The 20,802-nt window shown below is 70.3% G+C and carries 12 protein-coding genes; 4 read left to right on the top strand and 8 right to left on the bottom strand.

Features of this window, described 5'->3' with window-relative positions:
- Positions 1-38: 38 nt before the first annotated feature.
- The 3 genes from AP234_RS38250 to AP234_RS32205 all read right to left on the bottom strand — a co-directional run bounded on the left by AP234_RS38250 (position 39) and on the right by AP234_RS32205 (position 6,520).
- On the bottom strand, positions 39-1,706 hold the full coding sequence (locus AP234_RS38250) for a serine/threonine-protein kinase (RefSeq protein ID WP_055483536.1): 1,668 nt from the start codon (positions 1,704-1,706) through the stop codon (positions 39-41).
- 121 nt (positions 1,707-1,827) lie between these two features.
- Positions 1,828-3,816 (bottom strand): FHA domain-containing protein, encoded by a 1,989-nt coding sequence (locus tag AP234_RS35595; protein ID WP_083502623.1) that lies wholly within the window; start codon positions 3,814-3,816, stop codon positions 1,828-1,830.
- A 175-nt stretch (positions 3,817-3,991) separates the two neighbouring features.
- Positions 3,992-6,520, bottom strand: coding sequence for a serine/threonine-protein kinase (locus tag AP234_RS32205; RefSeq protein ID WP_083502622.1), 2,529 nt, complete (start codon positions 6,518-6,520; stop codon positions 3,992-3,994).
- 311 nt (positions 6,521-6,831) lie between these two features.
- Here AP234_RS32205 and AP234_RS39735 point away from each other — a divergent pair, with 311 nt between their 5' ends.
- Entirely contained in the window at positions 6,832-7,824 is a 993-nt protein-coding gene (locus AP234_RS39735; RefSeq protein ID WP_431999128.1) for a chorismate mutase, read from the top strand.
- 168 nt (positions 7,825-7,992) lie between these two features.
- On the top strand, positions 7,993-11,514 hold the full coding sequence (dnaE, locus tag AP234_RS32195) for a DNA polymerase III subunit alpha (RefSeq protein WP_055483534.1): 3,522 nt from the start codon (positions 7,993-7,995) through the stop codon (positions 11,512-11,514).
- Positions 11,515-11,708: 194 nt separating this feature from the next.
- Here dnaE and AP234_RS32190 read toward each other — a convergent pair whose 3' ends face one another.
- Together AP234_RS32190 and murA are read right to left on the bottom strand one after the other, a co-directional pair.
- Positions 11,709-14,033, bottom strand: coding sequence for a transglycosylase domain-containing protein (locus tag AP234_RS32190; RefSeq protein ID WP_235558505.1), 2,325 nt, complete (start codon positions 14,031-14,033; stop codon positions 11,709-11,711).
- A gap of 53 nt (positions 14,034-14,086) precedes the next feature.
- The gene (gene murA, locus AP234_RS32185) at positions 14,087-15,424 is read right to left on the bottom strand and encodes a UDP-N-acetylglucosamine 1-carboxyvinyltransferase (RefSeq protein ID WP_055483533.1); all 1,338 of its coding nucleotides are present in this window, start codon (positions 15,422-15,424) and stop codon (positions 14,087-14,089) included.
- An 89-nt stretch (positions 15,425-15,513) separates the two neighbouring features.
- Here murA and AP234_RS32180 point away from each other — a divergent pair, with 89 nt between their 5' ends.
- Positions 15,514-16,011, top strand: coding sequence for a hypothetical protein (locus AP234_RS32180; RefSeq protein ID WP_152990738.1), 498 nt, complete (start codon positions 15,514-15,516; stop codon positions 16,009-16,011).
- A 6-nt stretch (positions 16,012-16,017) separates the two neighbouring features.
- Here the strand turns inward: AP234_RS32180 and AP234_RS32175 are convergent, their stop codons facing one another.
- Complete coding sequence (locus AP234_RS32175) at positions 16,018-17,412, bottom strand: amidase (protein WP_055483531.1); 1,395 nt, start codon at positions 17,410-17,412, stop codon at positions 16,018-16,020.
- A 264-nt stretch (positions 17,413-17,676) separates the two neighbouring features.
- Between AP234_RS32175 and AP234_RS32170 the strand changes: the two genes are divergently transcribed.
- Complete coding sequence (locus AP234_RS32170) at positions 17,677-18,390, top strand: NAD(P)H-dependent oxidoreductase (RefSeq protein ID WP_055483530.1); 714 nt, start codon at positions 17,677-17,679, stop codon at positions 18,388-18,390.
- A gap of 628 nt (positions 18,391-19,018) precedes the next feature.
- On the opposite strand, the gene AP234_RS32165 is transcribed toward AP234_RS32170, so the two are convergent.
- Both AP234_RS32165 and AP234_RS32160 read right to left on the bottom strand, forming a co-directional pair.
- Positions 19,019-20,245 carry a flavin-dependent oxidoreductase gene (locus tag AP234_RS32165; RefSeq protein ID WP_055483529.1) on the bottom strand — a complete coding sequence of 409 codons (1,227 nt, stop codon included), beginning with the start codon at positions 20,243-20,245 and terminating at the stop codon, positions 19,019-19,021.
- A 213-nt stretch (positions 20,246-20,458) separates the two neighbouring features.
- Entirely contained in the window at positions 20,459-20,785 is a 327-nt protein-coding gene (locus AP234_RS32160) for an antibiotic biosynthesis monooxygenase (RefSeq protein ID WP_055483528.1), read from the bottom strand.
- Positions 20,786-20,802: the final 17 nt, after the last annotated feature.

Below are 20,802 nucleotides of genomic sequence, written 5' to 3'. Positions count from 1 at the left end.
CCGCCGGCTAACTCCGCGCGACGATCCCCGGGAGATCGCTATCGGGGACGGAACGAGGCGGTGAACATCCGCCAGTAGGCCAGTCCGGTCGTCCAGCGGGCGTCCGCGACCTGCCAGTAGATGGTGAAGCAGCGCCCGTCGTCGAACCGGAACCCCCGGTCGAGCACCCGGACCTTCCCCTGACCTGGTTCGAAGGTGAACTCCCAGTCGGCCGCCTCGACTCCGCGATAGCGCAGCGGATCCAGCCGGATCCGCGTGTAGCCGGGCAGGAGGTTCCGCCCGGTCGAGGTCGCCTCGACCCGGGTCATCTGGGCGACCGGATCCTTCTCCTCCCACTGCGTGCGGTCGATCAGCAGGTAGTCCGTACTGCCCGGGCGGCGGAACCACACCCGGGCCGCCTGGCGGTCGTACGGCTTCCAGCCGGGCGGCAGCGCTACCGAGAAGCCCAGCCGCGTGTCGTGGTACATCGACCATCCCCGGGGCAGCGACGCGTCCGTCGCCTTCGGGCTCGACACCGGGCTCGGCGTCGGGGCCGGCGCCGGGGAAGGAGACACCGAAGGCGGGGGAGAGGTCGTCTCGGCCGGCTCCGGGGTCGATAACGGGGTCGAGGGCAGCGGGTCGGGCGGCGACGACGACGCGCCGGCCGGGGCGGAGGACACGTCGGTCAGCGCGCGGTAGCCGTACCAGCCGCCCGCTCCCGCGCCGGCGAGCAGGACGGGAAGCAGAGCGAACACGACCACCCGGTTCCTCCCGGAACGCGTCCCGCCGGGACGGCCGTCGGCCGGGCTCCGCGGCTGAGTCGAGTAGGGAATCGGAGGCGCCGGGGGCGCCGTCGGATGGAAGGCGGACGGGGCCGAAGCGGGTGGGGCCGGACGGGAACGGGGGCCGGCGTGGTCTGCGGCCGAAGCGGCGGCGAGCAGTTCGGCGGCCTCCAGCGCGTCGATCCGCTCGGCGGGGTTCTTGCGCAGCAGGCCCATGATGACGGGCGTGAGCACGCCCGCGCGGCGCGGGGGTTCCGGCTCGTCGCTGAGGACGGCCGCCATCGTCGCGATGGGCGTGTTGCGCTCGAAGGGCGGTCTGCCCTCGACCGCGGCGTACAGCGTCGCCCCGAGCGACCACAGATCCGACTCGGGCGTGGCGGGCAGCCCGTTCAGCCGCTCCGGCGGCAGGAACGCGGGGGTGCCGCTGAGGGACCCCGTCATGGTGAGCGCGGTCTCTCCGGGCATCGTGGCGATGCCGAAGTCCGTCAGCACGACCCGGCCGTCCGCGCCGATCAGCACGTTCTCCGGCTTGACGTCGCGGTGGAGCACTCCGGCGGCGTGGGCCGTGCACAGCGCGTCCAGCACCTGCGCGCCGATGGACGCCACCCGCTCGGGCACCAGCGGCCCGTGCTCGCGCAGCGCCTCTCCCAGGGAACGGGCCTTGACGAGCTGCATGACGATCCAGGGCCGCCCGTCCTCCTCGATGACGTCGTGGACCACGACGACGTTCGGATGATCGATGCGGCCCGCCGCACGCGCCTCCCGGATGGTCCGCAGGTTGAACTCCCTGCGGTCCTCCTCGCTCATGGGGTGATAGAGGACCTCTTTGACGGCCACCGGCCGGTCGAGCAGCTCGTCGTGGGCCCGCCAGACGACGCCCATGCCGCCTCGGCCGATGGGTTCGAGCAGGTGATATCTGCCTGCCACACGGTGCCCGTCCCGCACACGGCCCTCCTCCGGAAACCCCTGCATCGTCCCACAATTCGACGCCGCAGGCTTCGCCGCACACCGGTGATCATGGCGTTGGTGGCCCGGATGGAACGGCTTCGGCCGTGAACCGTGCGGCTCACCCTGGTGATATCGGGTCGCTTGACTTCTCCGGGGCCGCCTTTCCGACCGGTGTGTCCGCGTACCTCGCGACCAGAGGTCTCTCCGGCGCGTCAGCGGGCCGGTCGAAGATGTCGATGTCGACCTCCTCGCCCCCGACGATCAGCGTTTCCCACGCTCCGCTCACGACCAGCGTCCGCAGCGTCTCGCTCTTGAGCCTTCGCAGGTGCTCGGCGATGGTCGCGTCATCGGGCATCCCGGCGATCCGGGCTGAAAGGCGATCGCGGATCTGCCGCAGCCGCTCCATCAGCGCGTCGATGTCCGCGTTCCTGTCCGCGTTCCTGTCCGTGTTACCGCCTGTGTTACCGCCCGCGTCCCGGCCCGGGCCGCTCTCCTCGATGCCCTGGGCGATCTTGTCCTTGATCGCCCGCGTGACCCCGTGCTCGTCGGTCGTCACCATCGCGTTCCAGGCGCGGCTCTTGTGCCGGTACTGCAGCATCGACATCGCCGCCTCGTGCCGGATGAAGTCCGCGTCGCGGAACGCTCTGCCGCGCCAGTTGCGGTTGAGCGTCTGCGCCAGTGAGATGGACGACGCCAGTCCGCTGTTGAGCCCGCGGCCCGGCCAGAAGTGGATCGCGTTGGCCGCGTCCCCGAGGAGGAATCCGTACGTGCCAGGGGTGGCCGGCGTCGGGGAGTACAACTGGGCGGTGAAACGCGGGCGCTGCACCATGTCCAGCCGGAAGGCGGTGACCGCGCTCACGTTCTCTTCGGCGACGCCGAAGAACACCAGCCCTTCCTTCGCCCGTTTCCACAGCGCCGAGCCTCTGACCAGGGCGGGCAGGAACAGCGTCCGGTGGGTCGAGCAGTGGAAGTCGCCGTCTTCGTTCCGCGCCATGAGGCAGGGATTGGACGCGACGCATTCCTCGAACACGTGCCGGACGGGGTCGATGCCGATGACCTCTCGTGCCTCTTCGTCGGTGAGGCGCATGTTGAGGAAACCCTCGCCGCGCAGGGCGTTCAGGAGAAAACGATTCTGTGCCACGGTGAGCAGGACGGTCATCGGATCCGACAGGTCGGACTTCACCCGCAGACCCAGCACGACGTCCTGCACATGCCGGCCGTCGAGTGAGTAGATGGACTTGTCGGCCTGGCCGAATTTGTCGGTGAAATGCTCACGGGTTCGGGATCGCCCGCCCTCACAGATGGCGAGCACATGGTCCAGGACCACGGTGTCGTGGTGCTTCTCGGGGTCGAATCGCTCGGGAACCAGCCGGATGCGGCCGGGTTTCTCGTTCGCCATCTCGAGCAGCGTGTCCTCGATATAGGCGATGCGGATGTTACGCGGATTGCGTCCGCGTATCGAATCGGGGCCGGTCGGCCACATCTCCGTGTAGGCCTCGGGGGTGAACAGCCGCGCCTGCACCGCCTCGGGGAGGTTCAGATATTGGCGGCTCTGGATCGTCACGACCTGCTGCCGCCGGTTGTTGCCCTGGGCCGCGTTCTTCCACACGACGCGTGACCCGTCCAGGGTCCAGCGGCCGTCGTACATCGTGATGGCCACTCGCTCGCCCATGAGGTGATCGAGCAGCAGGGCGAGGCTCAGGCCGACGGGGCCGCCCCCCGAGATGGTGACGCGCAGGACCTGCCCCGGCTCGACGCTCGGAACCGCTCTGCGGAACGTCTGGAGCAGGGTGGCGTCCATGATTGTTTCTGAGTCGTCGAACGCCTCGAACCGGAACGTCTCCCCGCCGATCGTGATCACATCGCCGGGCCGGAGCACGTGCGACGTGACACGTTTCCCGTTGACCAGCGTGCCGTTCCGGCTTCCCCTGTCGTGCACCACGTAATGCTCGGACTCGGGCAGCACCTCGGCGTGAAAACGTGAGGCCCGCTCACTCGTGATCACCACGCTGTTGTCGCCTCTGCGACCGAAAGTGAGCGATTTGTCGCCTAGCGGAAACCGCTGCCCGGCAAGAGGCCCCTCGTGCCCGACGATCGCAGGTGGCATAGTTCGGACCCCTCTCTGTCGGGCAACCGATGCCGATCACCATCGTGACACGCTTGGGGATTCCCGAAAACAGTCCACGAACCGTATAAATCACTTGCCGTCGAAGCGGTCCCGTACGGCCGGGCACGCTGGACGGATGCGGCAGGCGATCGGCCCTCGGTTCCGCGGGCGAGGGTCATTTGGCCGGTTCGAAGGTGGCGGTGAAGGTCTCGAAGTAGTGGTAGTCCTTCTCCCAGCGGTCGTCCAGCGTGTGCCAGTAGATGGCGTAGCCGTGGTGTTTGTCGGTGACGAAACCACGATTGAGCACGTGCGCCTTGCCGCTGCTCGTATCCCAGGTGAATTCCCAGTCCGCGGCCGACTTCCAGTAGTCGATCGACTTGATCTTGATCAGCTTGTACCCGGGGAAGCCGTGCTTCGCGCTCGGCTCGTAGTCACGCCAGTCCTTCTCGGCGTCCTTCCGCGGACTGCTCGTCTGGTCGATCAGCAGGAATCCGGAGGTGCCGGGGCCGCGGAACCACACGCGGGTGTCGCGCCGGCTGCTCACCTTCCAGCCCTTGGGAAGGGCCACGGAGAAGCCGGTCTTGTCCTTGTAGCGGTACCACCCCTTCGGGACGTCGGCGGGCTGGGAGGTCGTCGGGCTCGGCGAGGGGCTCGACGTCGATTCCGCCGAGGGGGAGGCCCCCGGCACGGCGAGTTCTGAGGCGGCGGGCGCCGGCGACTCCTTGCCCTTGGCCGGCGCCTCGGCGTGGGACGACACGGCGGCCTCCGTCTGGCCGGAGGAGCGCTCGCCCTCGCGCAGCCCCAGGTAGCCGGCGACTCCCGCGATCACCATCAGGACCGGGACCAGCACGAGCGCCACCTTCACGACGGGCATCCGCCGCCGCTCGGCCGGACGACCGTCCACGCCGCCCTGCCACATCACGCTTCGCTGCGTGGGCACCGCCAGTCCGTCCGGGTCCGCGGCCGGCGTGAGCTGCCCGAGCGGCCCGAGCGGCCCGAGCCGGTCGGCGGCCGGCTCAGCGGGGGCCGGTTCAGCGGGCGCCTGATCCCGCGCGGCGCCGGTCGAGTCGTCCCGGACCGGGTCCTCCGCGGGGTCGTTGTGAGCCGGTGCCGACGGGGTGGACGCCGGTTTCGGTACGACCTTCGCCACGGGTGGAGCGGCCTGCGCCCCGGTCTCCGGGATGGGCAGCACGGCGGCGGGACGGTCCTTCTTCGCGCCGGAGGAGGACGCATCGGCCGGCGCGTCGTCGCCGGTCTTACCGGGTCGGCGGGCCTTCCCGGGTTTCTGGAACTGCTCGGGTTTCTGGAGCTGCTCGGGTTTCCGGGGCCGGTCGGCCCGGTCCGCCCCGGCCGCTGCTTCGCCGGGTCGCTGCGCCGTCGCCTTGCCTGAACCCTTGCCGGAAGTCTTGCCGGGAGTCTTCGCGGCAGTTCCGCCGGAGGCCTCGGCGGAGGCCCCGCCGCCCGGGACCTTGCCGCCGGTCGCGTCGTCGTCGGCGCCCGCCGCTCCGGCTTCGTCCGTACCCGCATCGGTCACGGGCCGGCCGTCGGCTCCGATCGCGGGGAGCGGCGAGGTGATCTCGCCGGGGCCCGCCGCTTCCGCGTCGTCCAGCGCGCCCCGATCCGGCCGCGGTTCGGCCCGATGCGCTTCGGCCGGCCGCGGTTCGGGCTGCTGCGCTTCGGTCGGCCGCGGTTCGGCCGGCTTGGCGGCGGCGCCCTTGCCCGGGGAGCTCCCGGCCGCCGCGCCGGAGACCGGGCGCGACGGACTCCGGCCCGGCGCCTTCCTGGTGGCGTCGCCGCGATCGTCCTCGGCGGCCCGGGCAGGCTTCGCCGCCGAGCCGTACGGCCTGGCCCCGGCACGTGCGGCCTCACCCGGAGGCGCGGCGGGGGAGGCGGGGCGGGCGGCCTGCCGCAGCAGGCGGGTGATCTCGTCGTATCCCGGCCGGTCCTCGGGTTCCTTGGCGAGCAGCCCGGTCAGCACCGGGCCCAGCCGCCCGGCCCGCTTGGACGGCGCGGGATCGTCGTTGAGCACGGCGTGCATGGTCGCCATCGCCATGCCCTTGTCATGCGGCGGCCTGCCCTCCACCGCCGCGTAGAGCGTCGCGCCCAGGGACCACAGGTCGGACTCGCGCTGGGCGGGCGAGCCGCGCAGCCGCTCCGGCGGGATGAAGGCCGGGGTGCCGACGAGTCCGGTGCGGGTCATCGTGGAGTCCGCCTCGATGCGGGCGATGCCGAAGTCGGTCAGCACGACCCGGCCGTCCTCGGCCAGCAGCACGTTCTCCGGTTTGACGTCGCGGTGCAGCACGCCCTGCCGGTGGGCCGCACGCAGCGCGTCGAGGACCTGCAGGCCGATCTCCGCCGTGCGCTCGGGGGTGAGCGGGCCGTCCTCCCTGATCACCTGCCCGAGCGAGCGGGACGGCACGAGCTGCATGACGATCCAGGGCCGGTCGTCCTCCTCGATCACGTCGTGGACGACGACCACGTTGGGATGGGTGAGCCGGCCGGCCGCGCGGGCCTCGCGCATCGTCCGGCGGTTGAGGTCGCTCAGCTCGTCGCCCATGGCGCTGTCGAAGCGGACCTCCTTGACCGCGACCTCGCGGTCCAGCAGCTGGTCATGGGCCCGCCACACCACCCCCATGCCACCCCGGCCGATCTGCTCCACCAGGTGGTACCGGCCACCCACGAGCCGGCCTTCCGCTTGCGACATCTATTCCCCTCCCGGACGCAAGAATCGTCCCACGGATGGCAAAGGGATCAACTCGGGCGAATGGCCACCCGATCCCCTTATTCCGGCATATGAGACAGATCGATTGGGGATCGGTACGTGGTGCTAAGGTCGAAGACATGGCTCAGTGCTTCACGTTTACGCAGCCGGCTCCGGGAGGGCCGGTCGTGCGATCGTGAGTTAGCGACCATCCGGAGCCGGCTGAAGGCAGGGACGTGCGTCTCTGCCTTTTTCGTTTAGGGAAACGACCTAGCTCAGCCGGCTCGCGGGGCCGGCCTGACGAAGGAGGCCACATGTCGAACGCAGCCCAACTCGACCGCCGTGCCGTACGGAGCCGGGTCGTGCGGGTGGGGGATCTGGCCATCGGGGACGGTATGCCCGTCGCGGTGATCGGCGGCCACGACGCCCGCTGGCTGAGCCTGCGCGATCACCATGGCGGCACCCCGGCCGACGAGGTGATCTGCCGGGCGCGGGCGGATTGGGCCGGGCCGCTGCTGGTGGAGCCGTTCTCTGCGGCGGACCTGGACTCGATCGCGCGGCACGCCGACGGCGTGGTGGTCGGCGCGGCGTGGATGCAGGACTTCGCCCTGGTCCGGGCGGTGGCACGGCTCGGCCTGCCGGTGGTCGTCCAGCGCGGCCGGGGCGCCACGCTGGAGGAGTGGCTGGCCATCGCGGACTACTGCGTCGCCGAGGGCAACGACCTGGTGGTGCTCTGTGAGAGCGGCAGCCGTACGCCTCTGGAGGGAGTGCCCCTCGACCTCGCGCTGATGCGGGCGGCGCGGGAGCGCTCTGGCCGTCCCGTCATCGCCCTGATCGGAGAGAGCGCCTCGATCGGAGGAGAAAGCGCCTCGATCGGAGCAGGGGGCGACGGCGTGCTCGCCGCGGCGGCGGTCGCGGCCGGGGCCGACGGCCTGCTGCTCGTCCCGGCGGCCGCGCCCGCCGTGGTGGCGGCGGCGCACGAGGCCGCCACGGTGCTGGCGCCGCTCGTCCGGCCGGAGGAGCCCGCGACCCTGGCCGACGCGAGGGCGGCGATCGACCGGGTCGACGCGGCGCTCGCGACGCTCCTCGAACGCAGGGTGGCCCTCGCCGGGACCATTCAACGTCTGAAGCCGGTCGGCGGCTTCCAGGGGCGGGACATGGAGCGTGAGCGCCGGCTGGTCGCCGCCATGGCACGCCGCGCGCCCCGGCTGGGCGAGGAATGGCTCGCACCGGTGATGAACGCGGTGATCGAGGCCGGGCTGCGGCTCGCCGAAGCGGAACGCGGGGACGGCGAGCGGCGACGCTGAAGGGCGGCACGCGGGGGTGGTGAGCGGCGGCGCCGAGGCGGCGCGGGACGGCGCGTAGATCTCCTCACTCCGGTCCCACGGGTCCCCGGATCCCGCGTAGGCTCTGACGCGCGGGCGCGCGGCATGCGCCGGGCGGCCCGGAAAGCGGCGCGGCGAGTTGGGGGTCCCATGGGTGATTCGTTTGTTCATCTGCACGTCCACACCGAGTACTCGATGCTGGACGGGGCGGCCCGGTTGAAGCAGATGTTCAAACTCGTGGGCGAGCTCGGCATGCCCGCGATCGCGATCACCGACCACGGCAACATGCACGGGGCGTACGACTTCTACAAGCAGGCGACCGCCGCCGGGGTGAAGCCGATCCTCGGCATCGAGGCCTACGTGGCGCCCGAGTCGCGGCTGCGCAAGAAGCCGGTCCTGTGGGGCGAGCCGCACCAGAAGAGCGACGACGTCTCGGCGGGCGGCTACTACACCCACATGACGATCTGGGCCCGGAACAAGGCGGGTCTGCACAACCTGATGAAGCTCTCCTCCCGGGCGTACACCGAGGGCTTCGTACGCAAATGGGCCCGGATGGACGCCGAGCTGCTCGCCGAGCACTCCGAGGGCCTGATCGCGACCACCGGATGTCCCTCGGGCGAGGTGCAGACGCGCCTGCGGCTGGGACAGTACGACGAGGCGCTCAAGGCGGCCGCGAAGTTCCAGGAGATCTTCGGGAAGGAGAACTACTTCCTGGAGATCATGGACCACGGTCTCGACATCGAGCGCAGGGTACGCGACGGGCTCATCCGGATCAGCCGGGAGCTGGGCATCCCGCCGCTGGTCACCAACGACTCGCACTACACGTACGAGTCCGACGCCTCCGGCCACGACGCGCTGCTGTGCATCCAGACCGGCAAGCAGCTCAGCGACGCCGGCCGGTTCCGGTTCGACGGCACCGGCTACTACCTCAAGTCGGCCGACGAGATGCGGGCCATCGACTCCTCCGACCTGTGGCAGGAGGGCTGCCGCAACACGCTGCTGATCGCGGAGAGAGTCGACCCCTCCGGGTTCTTCGAGTTCAAGAACCTGATGCCGACCTTCCCGATCCCGGACGGCCTGAGCGAGGAGGCGTACTTCCGGCAGCAGGTCTGGGAGGGAATGGAGCGCCGCTTCCCCGAAGGGGTGGACGAGGAGCACCGCGACTGGGTCGAGAACGAGATCGGCGTCATCCTCCAGATGGGCTTCCCGAGCTACTTCCTCGTGGTGGCCGACTTCATCATGTGGGCCAAGAACAACGGCATCCGGGTGGGCCCGGGCCGTGGTTCTGCCGCCGGGTCGCTGGTCGCGTACGCACTCGGCATCACCGACCTCGACCCGATCCCGCACGGGCTGATCTTCGAGCGCTTCCTGAACCCCGAGCGCGTGTCCATGCCCGACATCGACATCGACTTCGACGAGCGCAGGCGGGCCGACGTGATCCGCTACGTCACGGAGAAGTGGGGCGCGGACAAGGTTGCCATGATCGCCACCTTCGGCACCATTAAGGCGAAAGCCGCCATCAAGGACGCCGCCCGCGTCCTGGGCTACCCGTACGCGCTGGGCGACCGCGTGTCCAAGGCGTTCCCGCCGGCCGTCATGGGCAAGGACATCCCGCTGTCGGGCATCTTCGACACCGACCATCCCCGCTACAACGAGGCGGGTGAGCTGCGCAAGCTCTACGAGGAGGACGTCGACGTCAAGGCGGCGATCGACCTCGGCAAGGGCCTGGAGGGGCTGATCCGGCAGACCGGCGTGCACGCCGCCGGCGTGATCATGTCGGCCGAGCCGCTGACCGATCACATCCCGATCATGCGCCGCGACTCCGACGGCGCGATCATCACGCAGTTCGACTATCCGACCTGCGAGACGCTCGGCCTGCTGAAGATGGACTTCCTGGGCCTGCGCAACCTCACGATCATCGACGACTGCCTGAAGATGATCGAGACGAACACCGGGAACAAGATCGATCTACTGAAGCTGCCGCTCGATGACACCAAGGCCTACGAACTGCTGGCCAGGGGCGACACCCTGGGGGTGTTCCAGCTCGACGGCGGCGGCATGCGCACCCTCATGCGCATGATGCGTCCCGACAACTTCGAGGACATTTCCGCGGCCCTCGCGCTCTACCGGCCCGGCCCGATGGGCGCCAACTCCCACACGAACTACGCGCTGCGCAAGAACGGCCAGCAGGAGATCACCCCGATCCACCCCGAACTGGAGGAGCCGCTCAAGGACATCCTCGACACGACCTACGGCCTGATCGTCTATCAGGAGCAGGTCATGGCCATCGCGCAGAAGGTGGCCAACTACACGCTCGGCGGCGCCGACCTGCTCCGCCGCGCGATGGGCAAGAAGAAGAAGGCCGAGCTGGACAAGCAGTTCGAGTTCTTCGAGAAGGGCATGAAGGAGAACGGCTTCTCCGACGCCGCCATCAAGGCCCTGTGGGACATCCTGCTGCCGTTCTCCGACTACGCCTTCAACAAGGCGCACACCGCCGGTTACGGCCTGGTCGCGTACTGGACCGCCTACCTCAAGGCCAACCACCCCGCCGAGTACATGGCGGCCCTGCTGACGTCGGTCAAGGACGACAAGGACAAGAGCGCCCTCTACCTGAACGAATGCCGTCGCATGGGCATCAAGGTGCTCCCGCCGGACGTCAACGACTCCGACTTCGACTTCACCCCGCGCGGCACCGACGTGCGGTTCGGCCTGTCGGCGGTACGGAACGTCGGCGGCAACGTGGTCGACGGCATCATCGCCGCACGCCAGGAGAAGGGCAGGTTCGACGACTTCAAGGACTTCCTGCGCAAGGTCCCCGCGGTCGTCTGCAACAAGCGGGTCATCGAGTCACTGATCAAGGCGGGCGCGTTCGACTCGCTCGGGCACGTGCGCAAGGGCCTGGTCATGGTCCACGAGCAGGCCGTCGACGCGATCATCGACATCAAGAAGAACGAGGCCATCGGCCAGGACTCGCTGTTCGGCGCGGCCGACGGCACCGAGGACCAGACCTTCGACGTGCAGATCCCGCCGGGGGAGTGGGACAAGACCACGCTGCTGCAGTTCGAACGCGAGATGCTCGGCCTGTACGTCTCGGATCACCCGCTGCTCGGCCTGGAGCACATCCTCGCCTCGGGCACCGACTGCTCGATCGCCGCCCTGCAGGACGAGAGCCGCCCGGACGGCCAGATCATCACGGTCGGCGGCATTCTGTCCGGCCTGCAGCGCAAGGTCACCAAGAAGGGCGACACCTGGGTCCTCACCGAGCTGGAGGACCTGGAGGGCTCCATCGAGGTGATGATCTTCCCGTCGGCGTACCAGCTGTGCGCCACGATCCTGGCCGAGGACGCGATCGTCTTCGTCAAGGGCCGGTTGGACAAGCGGGAGGACGTCGCGAAGATCATCGCGATGGAGGTGTCCGCCCCCGACCTCACGGCCGAGTCGGGCGGCCCGCTGGTGGTCAGCATGCCGGTCGCCCGGTGCACCCCGCCGGTGGTCGGCCGGCTCAAGGAGGTGCTCACCACCCACCCGGGCACCACCGAGGTCCATCTCCAGCTCCACAACGGGCCGCGCACGACGGTCATGCGCCTCGACGACCGGCTCAGGGTGTCGCCCTCTCCCGCTCTCATGGGAGACCTCAAGCAGCTCCTCGGTCCCGCCTGTCTGGCCGGCTGACCTGCCGCCGTCGTACATCGATCGGTGTAGCCGGATACTCCGCTGTCGCAGACCCAGGTGACGCGCTGCGGCCGATGTGCCCGGCCGTCACCGAAACCTACCGTTGGGGCCCCGAGAACGCCCCGAGAACGCCCCGGGAACGCCCCGGGAAAGACCGTCCGGCCCTCATCAGGCCACCCGGCGTCCGCGTCCGCTCAGGTGGGGTGCTGCTGCGCACGGTGGACAGGGCGGCCGCGTCGTGCCGGTGCTGCGGCCGGAGGGGTTTCCCGGCTTTCCGCCGGGTGTGAGTCACGGGCCATCGTGCCCCCGGCGCCGCCGGTCGGCTCCTCGTCGCCGTTCGCCACGCCGCCCTCGCCGGTCCGCCCGCCGCCGTCGTGCCGTTCGCGCTCGGCCTCCCGCTTCCTCTTCTCCTTCTCGCGCTGCTTCTCCAACGCCTCTTTCAGGCCCGGCGTGAAACCGCCGCCGAACCGGGCCGGGTCCGGCGGGACGAAGTCGTACACCGGAGTGCCCCGCAGGGCCCGCCGCATCGAGTCGACCCAGATCGGACCGGGCAGGGACGCCCCCTGCACGGCGCCGTAGTAGCGGCCGCCGATGGTCACGCCGGTGAGCGGGTGGCGGTAGGAGCCGCGGATGTCGCCGATGCTGACCGCGCCGGCGAGCGTGGGGGTGTATCCGGCGAACCAGGCGGAGGTGTACCCGTTGTTCGTGCCCGTCTTGCCCGCCTGCGGCCGTCCGATGGACTGGCCGCGCATGGTGCCCCTGGCGAACACGCCCTCGAGCACGTGGTTCACGGCGTCGGCGACCTCGGGTTCGAGCGCGGTCACGCAGTCGGGCGACATCTCCGTGCGGGTGCCGTCCTTCGCCACGACCGCGGTGATCGCCATCGGACGGCAGTAGCGTCCCCGCGCGGCGAACGCCGCGAAAGCGGCGGCCACGGTCGTCGGGTCCATCTCGTTGACGCCCAGGGTGAACGTCGGCACCTCGTGCAGCGGCTCGCCGTCCGCCCGCCTGATGCCGAGCGCCTTCGCGGTCTCGACGACGTTGCACAGGCCGACCTCGCGTTCCAGGGTCATGAAGAAGATGTTGACCGAGTTCCAGGTGCCCATCTCCAGGGTGTACGGCCCGCCCCCGCCTTCGCCGCCCGCGTTGTAGATCGTCGTCGTGGGATCGTTGACCGCCTTGCCCGAGCAGTCCCGGTAGCCGCTGCCCGGGACGAACGCCCCCGGGATCTGGAACCCGTCGCCGAACCGCATGCCCTGTGACAGCGCCGTCGCCAGCGTGAACGCCTTGAACGTCGACCCCGCCTGCAGGCCGAGCCCGCCGCCGTGCGCCTGGTCGGCGGCCAGGTTGTAGGTGGTGCGCGGCCCGATGCTTCGGTTGTGCCGGTTGCGTCCGTACCGCTTGCTGACCGTCATCGCCCGGATGAACCCGGTGCCCGGCTCGACCATGGTCTCGGCGGCCGTCTGATTGTCCCGGGGGTCGACCCGTGCCGCGATGGCCCGCTCGGCGGCCCGCTGCGCCACCGGGTCGACCGTGGTCCACAGCGTGAGCCCGCCCCGCTGGAGACGGCGCTCGCGCTCGGCCCGGGTGCGCCCGAACGCGGGATCGGTCAGCACCTCCTGCTGCACGTACACGCAGAAGAACGGGTAGGCGCTCGCCTGACAGCCACCGGGCTCGGCGCGCATGCGCAGTCCCAGCGGCGCGGCACGTGCCGTACGCGCCGTCTCCGGGCCGATCACATGCAGCTCGGCCATCCGGCCGATCACCAGGTTGCGCCGGGCGAGCAGCCGCGCCCGCTGCCCCGCGCCGATCGACGGATCGGTGTCGTACGGCGTGCGCACCGCCCCGGCGAGCGTGGCCGCCTGCGGGAGCGTGAGATCGGCGGCGTCGACGCCGAAGAACCGCTGGGCGGCGGCCTGCACCCCGAAGGCGCCCGCCCCGAAATAGGCGATGTTGAGGTAGCGCTCCAGGATCTCGTCCTTGGTGTACTTCTTCTCCAACGCCAGCGCGTAGCGCAGCTCGTCGATCTTTCTCTGGATGCTCCGTACCCGGGCCAGGGCACGCTCGCGGGCGGTCTCCGCCTGCGTGACCATGATGTTCTTCACGAGCTGCTGGGTGATCGAGGAGCCGCCCTGGCGGATGCCGCCCGCCCTGGTGTTGGCGATGAGCGCCCGCAGCGTGCCCTTGACGTCGAGCCCGCCGTGCTCGTAGAACCGGGAGTCCTCGATGGCCACGATGGCCTGCCGCATGACCGGGGCGACCCGGTCGAGCGGCACGGACCGGCGGTTCTGGTAGTAGAACTGCGCGATCTGCTCGCCATTGCGGTCGAGGATCCTGGTCATCTCCGGCAGGCGATCCTCGCTGGGCGGCGGTGGCAGTTCCGTGAACATGGACGTGGCGTTCCTGGCCGCCAGGCCGGCCCCGCTCACCAGCGGCATGGCCAGGCCCGCGACCAGAATTCCCCCGGCCGCGCCCGCCAAGCCCAACGCGGCGGCGGCGCCGAGTAGACGAGAGGTCACGGGAATATCAGTGCGACCCCCGGATCACGTCCAAACGTGATCGGGCGAAAGCTTTACATCGGCCTGCTGATCTTCAGCCCAAGTGAGGTGAACTGCTCGAACGGCCGGTGATATCCACGTTCGATGTGGTTGACCCCGCGCAGGGTGGAGGTGCCCTCCGCCACCGCGGCCGCCAGCACCGCCGAGAAACCGGCCCGGATGTCGGGCAGGGTGACGTCGGCGCCCCGCAGCTTCGACACCCCGCGCACCACCGCGGAGTGCTTGGCGTTGGTGTCGTGATAGCGGCAGGCCGGGCCGCCCAGGCACTGCGCGAACACCTCGATCTCGCAGCCCAGCTTCTGCAGCGCCGGCACGTAGACCAGCCGGTTCTCGAAGACCGTCTCGTGCAGCACCGACATGCCCTCGGCCCGGGTGAACAGCACCATCAGCGGCGTCTGCCAGTCCGTCATGAACCCGGGATGGGTGTCGGTCTGCACGGCGGCCGCGCGCAGACCGTCGGGGGCCGAGGCGCACAGCCACTCGTCGGTGATCTCGAACCGGGCGCCCATCCTGGCCAGCGTGGTGATGGCGGTGACCAGGCGGTCCTGCGGGCAGCCGTGCACCCGCACCTCACCCCCGGTGACGAGCCCCGCCACCAGGTAGGAGAACGCCTCGATGCGGTCGCCGGCCAGCCAGGTGGAGGCGCCGTGCAGCCGTTCCACGCCCTCGATGACGATGCGCCGGTCCGGACTGAGCTCGATCATCGCGCCCATCCGCTGGAGGAACAGCGCCAGCTCCACCACCTCCGGCTCCATCGCGGCGCCCTTGATGACCGTTTTGCCCTCGGCGAGCACGGCCGTCATCAGGATCGTCTCGGTGGCGCCGACGCTGGGATAGGGCAGCGTGATCCGGCTGCCGCGCAGCCGCTTGGCCTTGGCGCTGATCCCGTTCTCGCCCACCTCGATCTCGGCGCCCATCGACCGCAGCGCCTCGACGTGGTAGTTGACCGGCCGCCGCCCGATCGGGTCGCCGCCGACCAGCGGGACGAACGCCTCACCGGCCAGGTGCAGCAGCGGGCCGAGCATCAGGATCGGAATGCGGTTGAGACCCGTGTACTCCTCGGGGACGCGAGGCCGGATATCGGTGCCACGCTCGACGTTGATCTCGCCCGGGGTGATCTCCACGTGGATGCCGAGGGCCTCCAGCATCGCCGCGGTCAACCCCACCTCGCCGACCTCGGGGGCGTTGTGCAGGGTGCTCGGACCGGTGCCCAGCATGGCCGCGACCATGTGCTTGGACACCGCGTTCTTCGAGCCGCGTACCTCGACGTCCCCCCGCAGCGGCCCGGACGGGTCGATCTGCCACACCTCTTGCCTGCCGTGCCTGTTGGCTCGCTCGCTCTGCTCGCTCACGTCGTCTCCTCGAGTGCGCAGGTGAAACAAGCGTAACGGGCTGGATCTGATCAGCAGGTGACCAGTGCGGCGTAGGTACCATTTGGACGGTGCGGTATGTGAGGGGCAATCTTCAGGTGGCGGCACTTACCGTCCTCGTCCTGGCACCGCTCGGCGTGGTGGCCGGATTCGTCTGGTCGGCGGTCGCGCCGGCCTCGCGCTTCGTGCTGACCGACGCCGGCCCGATGCTCGCCGATCCGGAGGCGCAGACGCTCATCGAGGCCGACGGCTGGTTCGCCGTCATCACCGGCGGGTTCGGTCTGCTCTGCGGCATCGCCGGGTACGTCCTGGCCCGCCGGCGGCCCGTCGAGGTCCTGGTGGGCCTCGCGGGCGGCGGCCTGCTCGCCGGCTACCTCGCGCTCCTGGTCGGCGGAACGGCGAAAGGGACGCTCCAGGCCGCCGCCCCCGGTGGTCTCACCACGACCACCTCGCTCGGCGTGACCGCGCACGGCGTGCTGCTGGCCTGGCCGATGCTGGCCACCGCCGTCTTCTGGATGATCGAGTTCGTGTTCTTCTCACGGGAGCGCCGCGAGGTGCGCGGGATCTGATCCGGCTCAGACGCCGGCCGGACGCGTGCGCCAGTGCCCGGTCGCCCGCTCGAAGGCGTACCCGAGCCGCAGCACCTCGGCGTCCGCCCACGGCCTGCCGACGATCTGCACGCCGACCGGCAGACCGCCCGAGGTGAACCCGCACGGCACCGACATCGCGGGCGCGTGCAGCACGCTGATCCAGTAGCAGGAGCGCATCCACGCCAGATAGTCGGGCATCGGCTGCCCGGCGACCTGCGTGACGTACGGATCGTCCACCGGGAACGGCGGCACCTGGCTGACCGGCGCGACCAGGAAGTCGTAGTCGTCGAAGAACGCGCGCATCCGGTGGAACAGCCCGGTGCGCAGCCGCTCGGCGCGGGCGAGGTCGGCCCCGGTGACCTCACGCCCCCGCTCGACGTTCCACGCGACGTTGGGCCCGACGCCGGAGACGCCGTCGAAGTTGAGCGCGTAATACCACGCCCGGTAGATCCGGAAGGCGTCCTCGGCGTCGGACAGGTCGAGATCCACCCGCTCGACCTTCGCCCCGAGACCGGTCAGCACCGCCGCCGCCTCCGCCGTCACCCGCGTGGTCTCCGGATCCACCGGCAGCCCGCCGAGATCAGGGCTGAACGCGACCCGGGCGCCCGCGACGTCGCCGTCCCACGGGGCGGCGAAGGCCGAGCCGTCCTCCCTGATCGAGTACGGCGAGGCCGGGTCGAAACCGGCGATGGCCGACATGAAGAGCGCCAGGTCGCCCACCGTCCGCGCCATCGGCCCCGAGACCGGCAGCGTGAACCACGCGGCGGTGGCCGACTTGGCCGGCACCCGCCCCGGCGTCGGCCGCAGCCCGGTCACGTTGCAGAACGACGCGGGGTTGCGCAGGGAACCGCCCATGTCGGAACCGTCGGCCAGAGGCACCATCCGGGTGGCCAGCGCAGCCGCCGCCCCGCCGCTGCTGCCGCCCGCGCTCCTGGACAGGTCATAGGGGTTGCGGGTCGCGCCGAACACCTCGTTGACCGTGTGCGATCCGGTGCCGAACTCGGGGGTGTTGGTCTTGCCGATCATGATGCCGCCGGACTCGCGGATCCGCCGTACGAGCGGGTCGTCCTCGGTGGGGACGTGATCGGCGAACGCGCGGGAGCCGTACGTCGTGCGCACCCCGGCCGTGTCGGCGAGGTCCTTGTGGGCGACGGGCAGCCCGTGCAGCGGGCCGCGCCAATGGCCGCGTGCCAGGTCGGCGTCGGCCTTCGCCGCCTCGTCGAGCGCCCGGTCCGCCACCAGCGTCACGATGGCGTTGACCTCGCCGTTCACCTCGTCGATCCGCCGCAGGCACGCCTCGGTCAACTCCACCGCGCTCACCTTCCCGGTGCGCAGCAACTCGGACATCTCGGTCGCGGTGAGGTCGTGCAACTCGGTCATCGACGGTCCCCCCAAGAGAGTGCGTCCGGCCCGGCTCCCGGCCGGGACCGGCTCCGGCCGGCCCGGTTCGTACGGCTGTCGCCTCCGAGTCTCGCCTACCCGCCCCGCCGCCCGCGATGGCAACACTCGCCGAGCCGCCGCCCCGCCCTTTGCCGACCGAGTCCGGGACCGGAGCCCATGCTGACTACTGTTGGTGAAGCAAGTGACACGAAGAGTAGTAGAAGGGGGACTTATGACTCGTCCAGAGCCGCCGGGGGTGGACCGGTGACATCCCTGCTGCATGTGGATTCCAGCGCCACCGATGCGGGCGACTCGATCAGCAGGCAGCTGACCGCCGGTTTCGCACAGGTGTGGCGGAAGCTGCACGGCGCCGACGGATACCGCTATCGGGACCTGGCCGCCGACCCGGTGTCACTCGTCTCCCCGGCCTTCGTCTCGCTCGGCCTGCGGGTGGAGAGACAGGGGGCCGTGCCGCTGGCGAAGGTGGCCGGGATGACCGAGACAGCGGCCGAGGAACGCGAGTGGGCGCTGACCCTGCCCCTGATCGAGGAGATGCTGGCGGCGGACACCGTGCTCCTCGGCGTGCCCATGTACAACTTCTCGGTCCCGGCCTCCCTGAAGGCCTGGATCGACCGGATCACGTTCCCGGGGGCGTTCCTCGCGTCCGGCACGGGGGAGCGCCTGCTGCGCCGGACGAGGGTGGTCGTGGTCACCGCACGGGGCGGCTGTTACGCGCCCGGCACGCCGAGGGAGGGTTTCGACTTCCAGACGCCCTACCTCCGGGCGTACTTCACCGACCTGGGGGTGTCCGAGGAGAACCTCCACTTCGTCCACGCCGAGATGACCAGGGCCGGGGACGTGCCGCAGCTGGCTCGGTTCAAGCCGCTGGCGGCCGACTCGCTCACGGCGGCGTGGACCGCGGTGACCGAGCTGGCCGCCCGCCCGGTGGGCGGGAGAGCGGCGGCGCGTTCACGCTGAGCCCGCCGGCGGTGTCCGTCGCGCCGGCCGGGCCGTACGGACACCGCCGGCTCCGTCGCCGGACCACCCGGTCACCTTTCGACATCGCCGTTCGTCATATCGGTGAGGAGGTGGCCGCCGGGACGGACGATCAGACGTTGTGGCGCCCGGATCGCCGGGCGATCCACCGGCCGAGGAATGCCGTGGACGAAACGGTGCCGGAAGCGATGACGCGGTGCCGGAAGTTCTCTCCGGCGGTGTGCGGACGATCGGCGGAGTGTCTTCTCCGCCGATGAATTCCGTCGGCGTCGGGAGCCCGATGCCGTCCATTTCTGCGGTACCGGTGCCGTCGCTTCGCCAATTCACGGAGCGGCGTTCCGGCATATTCTTTTGCGGCCTTTGTTGCGGATGCCTTTATCCAGGGCTCCCCTTTTTCTGAGTGCCTTTTTTCACGCTGCCCTTTTTCTGGTCTGCTTTCGTCGTCGCGGACGGCCGTCGCGCACCGGAGGGGAGACGGAGTCCGTACGGGAAACGGAGCACGGCACGGGAGACCTTCTCGCCGGAGCGGAAGAATGCGAGGCCGGGTGTGATCCCGATCCGGGCTCGTGCCGTGCCCTGGACGCGTCGCGGGAAAGGAGCGGACCACCGCTCACGCCGACGCGGCCGGCCGGGCCTGCTCGACCGTCCGCTGGTAACTCTCCGTTATCGCGGAGAGGGTGGAGGTCTTGTCCGCGTCGGATCGGCCGACCATGGCGCGCTCGGCGCCGTCCATCCTCCGGTTGGCCAGGGTGATCGCGGTGGTGGCCGGACGGCGGTCCTCCTCGTACCTTGCCAGCGCGGCCGTCACGTCATCGCCCTGAGCGAGCTCGGCGGCGAGGACGGCGGCGTCCAGGATCGCCTGTGAGGCGCCGTTGGCGCCGATCGGGTACATCGGGTGGGCGGCGTCGCCGAGCAGCGTCACCCTGCCGTTCCCCCAGCTCTCCAGCGGATCGCGGTCCACCATCCGGTAGTGCAGGATCCGCCCGCCGCCGGCGAGCACCCGCGGCACGTCGAGCCAGCCGAAGTCCCAGTGCGCGAAGTGCGGCAGCACCTCGTCCAGCCGGCCCGGACGGTTCCGGCCCGCGTCGGCGGACCGCTCCCGCCCCGGAGTGGCGACCAGGCAGACCCAGTTGAGCAGGGCCTTGCCGCGTGCGGCGTGCCGCGCCGAGATCGGATAGGCGACCAGCCGGGTGGCCTGCTCGTCGTTGGCGAGGATCATGGTGCGGCCGTCGAGGAAGCCGTCGAGCTCGGTCAGGCCGCGCCACATGCTCACCCCGGCGGCGCGCAGCGGGGTCTGATCCGGGTGGAGCCGGGACCGTACGGCGGAGTGGAGGCCGTCCGCGCCGATCAGCGCCTCGGCGTCGTAGGCGACCTCGGTGCCGGCGACCTCGTCGGCGGCGTGAACGCGGACTCCGCCGCTGACGTGCGCGAAGTCGTGCACCCGGATTCCGGTGCGTACGGCGCCGGGGCCGAGCCGGTCGCGGACCGCGGCCAGCAGCAGCGTCTGCAGCTCACCCCGGTGGATCGAGTACTGCGGATGCCGATGGCCTGCCGCGATGCCCCGCGGTTCGGCCCAGAGCAGGGCGCCGCGGTGGTCGAGGTAGCGGTGCTCACGGGTGGGGATCCCGGTCGCCGCCAGGGCCTCTCCGAGCCCGAGGCCGGTCAGCTCGGCGATCGCGGCGGGCTGGATGTTGATGCCGACTCCGAGCGGGCGGATCTCGGCGGCGACCTCGAGCACGATCGAGTCGATCCCGCGGGCGTGCAGTGCGAGGGCCGTGGTGAGCCCGCCGATGCCGGCGCCGGCGATCACGATGTCAGGAGTGTTGGCGGTGGTCATGGCGACGGTGCTCCCTGCGGGTCTGGTGTCGGGCTGACGTGTCGTTCCCAGGGACGGTGCGTCGCGGGCACCTACTACGGTGAGTGACCAGAACCGAAGGCGGCGACGCGCCTGCGCGGACAGGGGACCGCCCCGCCGATGCCGACCAGCGGGGCGGTGGAACATGGTCGAATCCTCGCTGTTCTCACCCTCCGCGCGAGGATTCTTTAGTTATCAGGCGTGATGTACGGAAACGACCCGATAAGGGGCTGGTGCCGCCTTGGCGATCTCGGCCGCCCTCTTCGCGAAGTTCTGCGCCTCCGGGTCGGTCATGGTCGCCTTGATGTCGTCCAGGCTGCGCCACTGAGCGAGGTTCACCACTCGGGTGCCGTCCAGGCTGGCGAGAATGTTCACCGACACGAATCCCGGCCGGTGGCTCATCACCTTCTCGGTGCCCTCGTTCAGGACGTCGATGAGTTCCTGCTGTTTCGTCGGGTCGACGTCGAGGATGTTGATGAAGGTCACCACTTGATCCTCGACGCGAATCACGGTCTCACTCATGAGTCCATGCTATCTGA

Source organism: Sphaerimonospora mesophila (assembly GCF_001417795.1).
Lineage (GTDB): Bacteria > Actinomycetota > Actinomycetes > Streptosporangiales > Streptosporangiaceae > Sphaerimonospora > Sphaerimonospora mesophila.
This window is presented reverse-complemented; position numbering and strand designations above follow the sequence as displayed.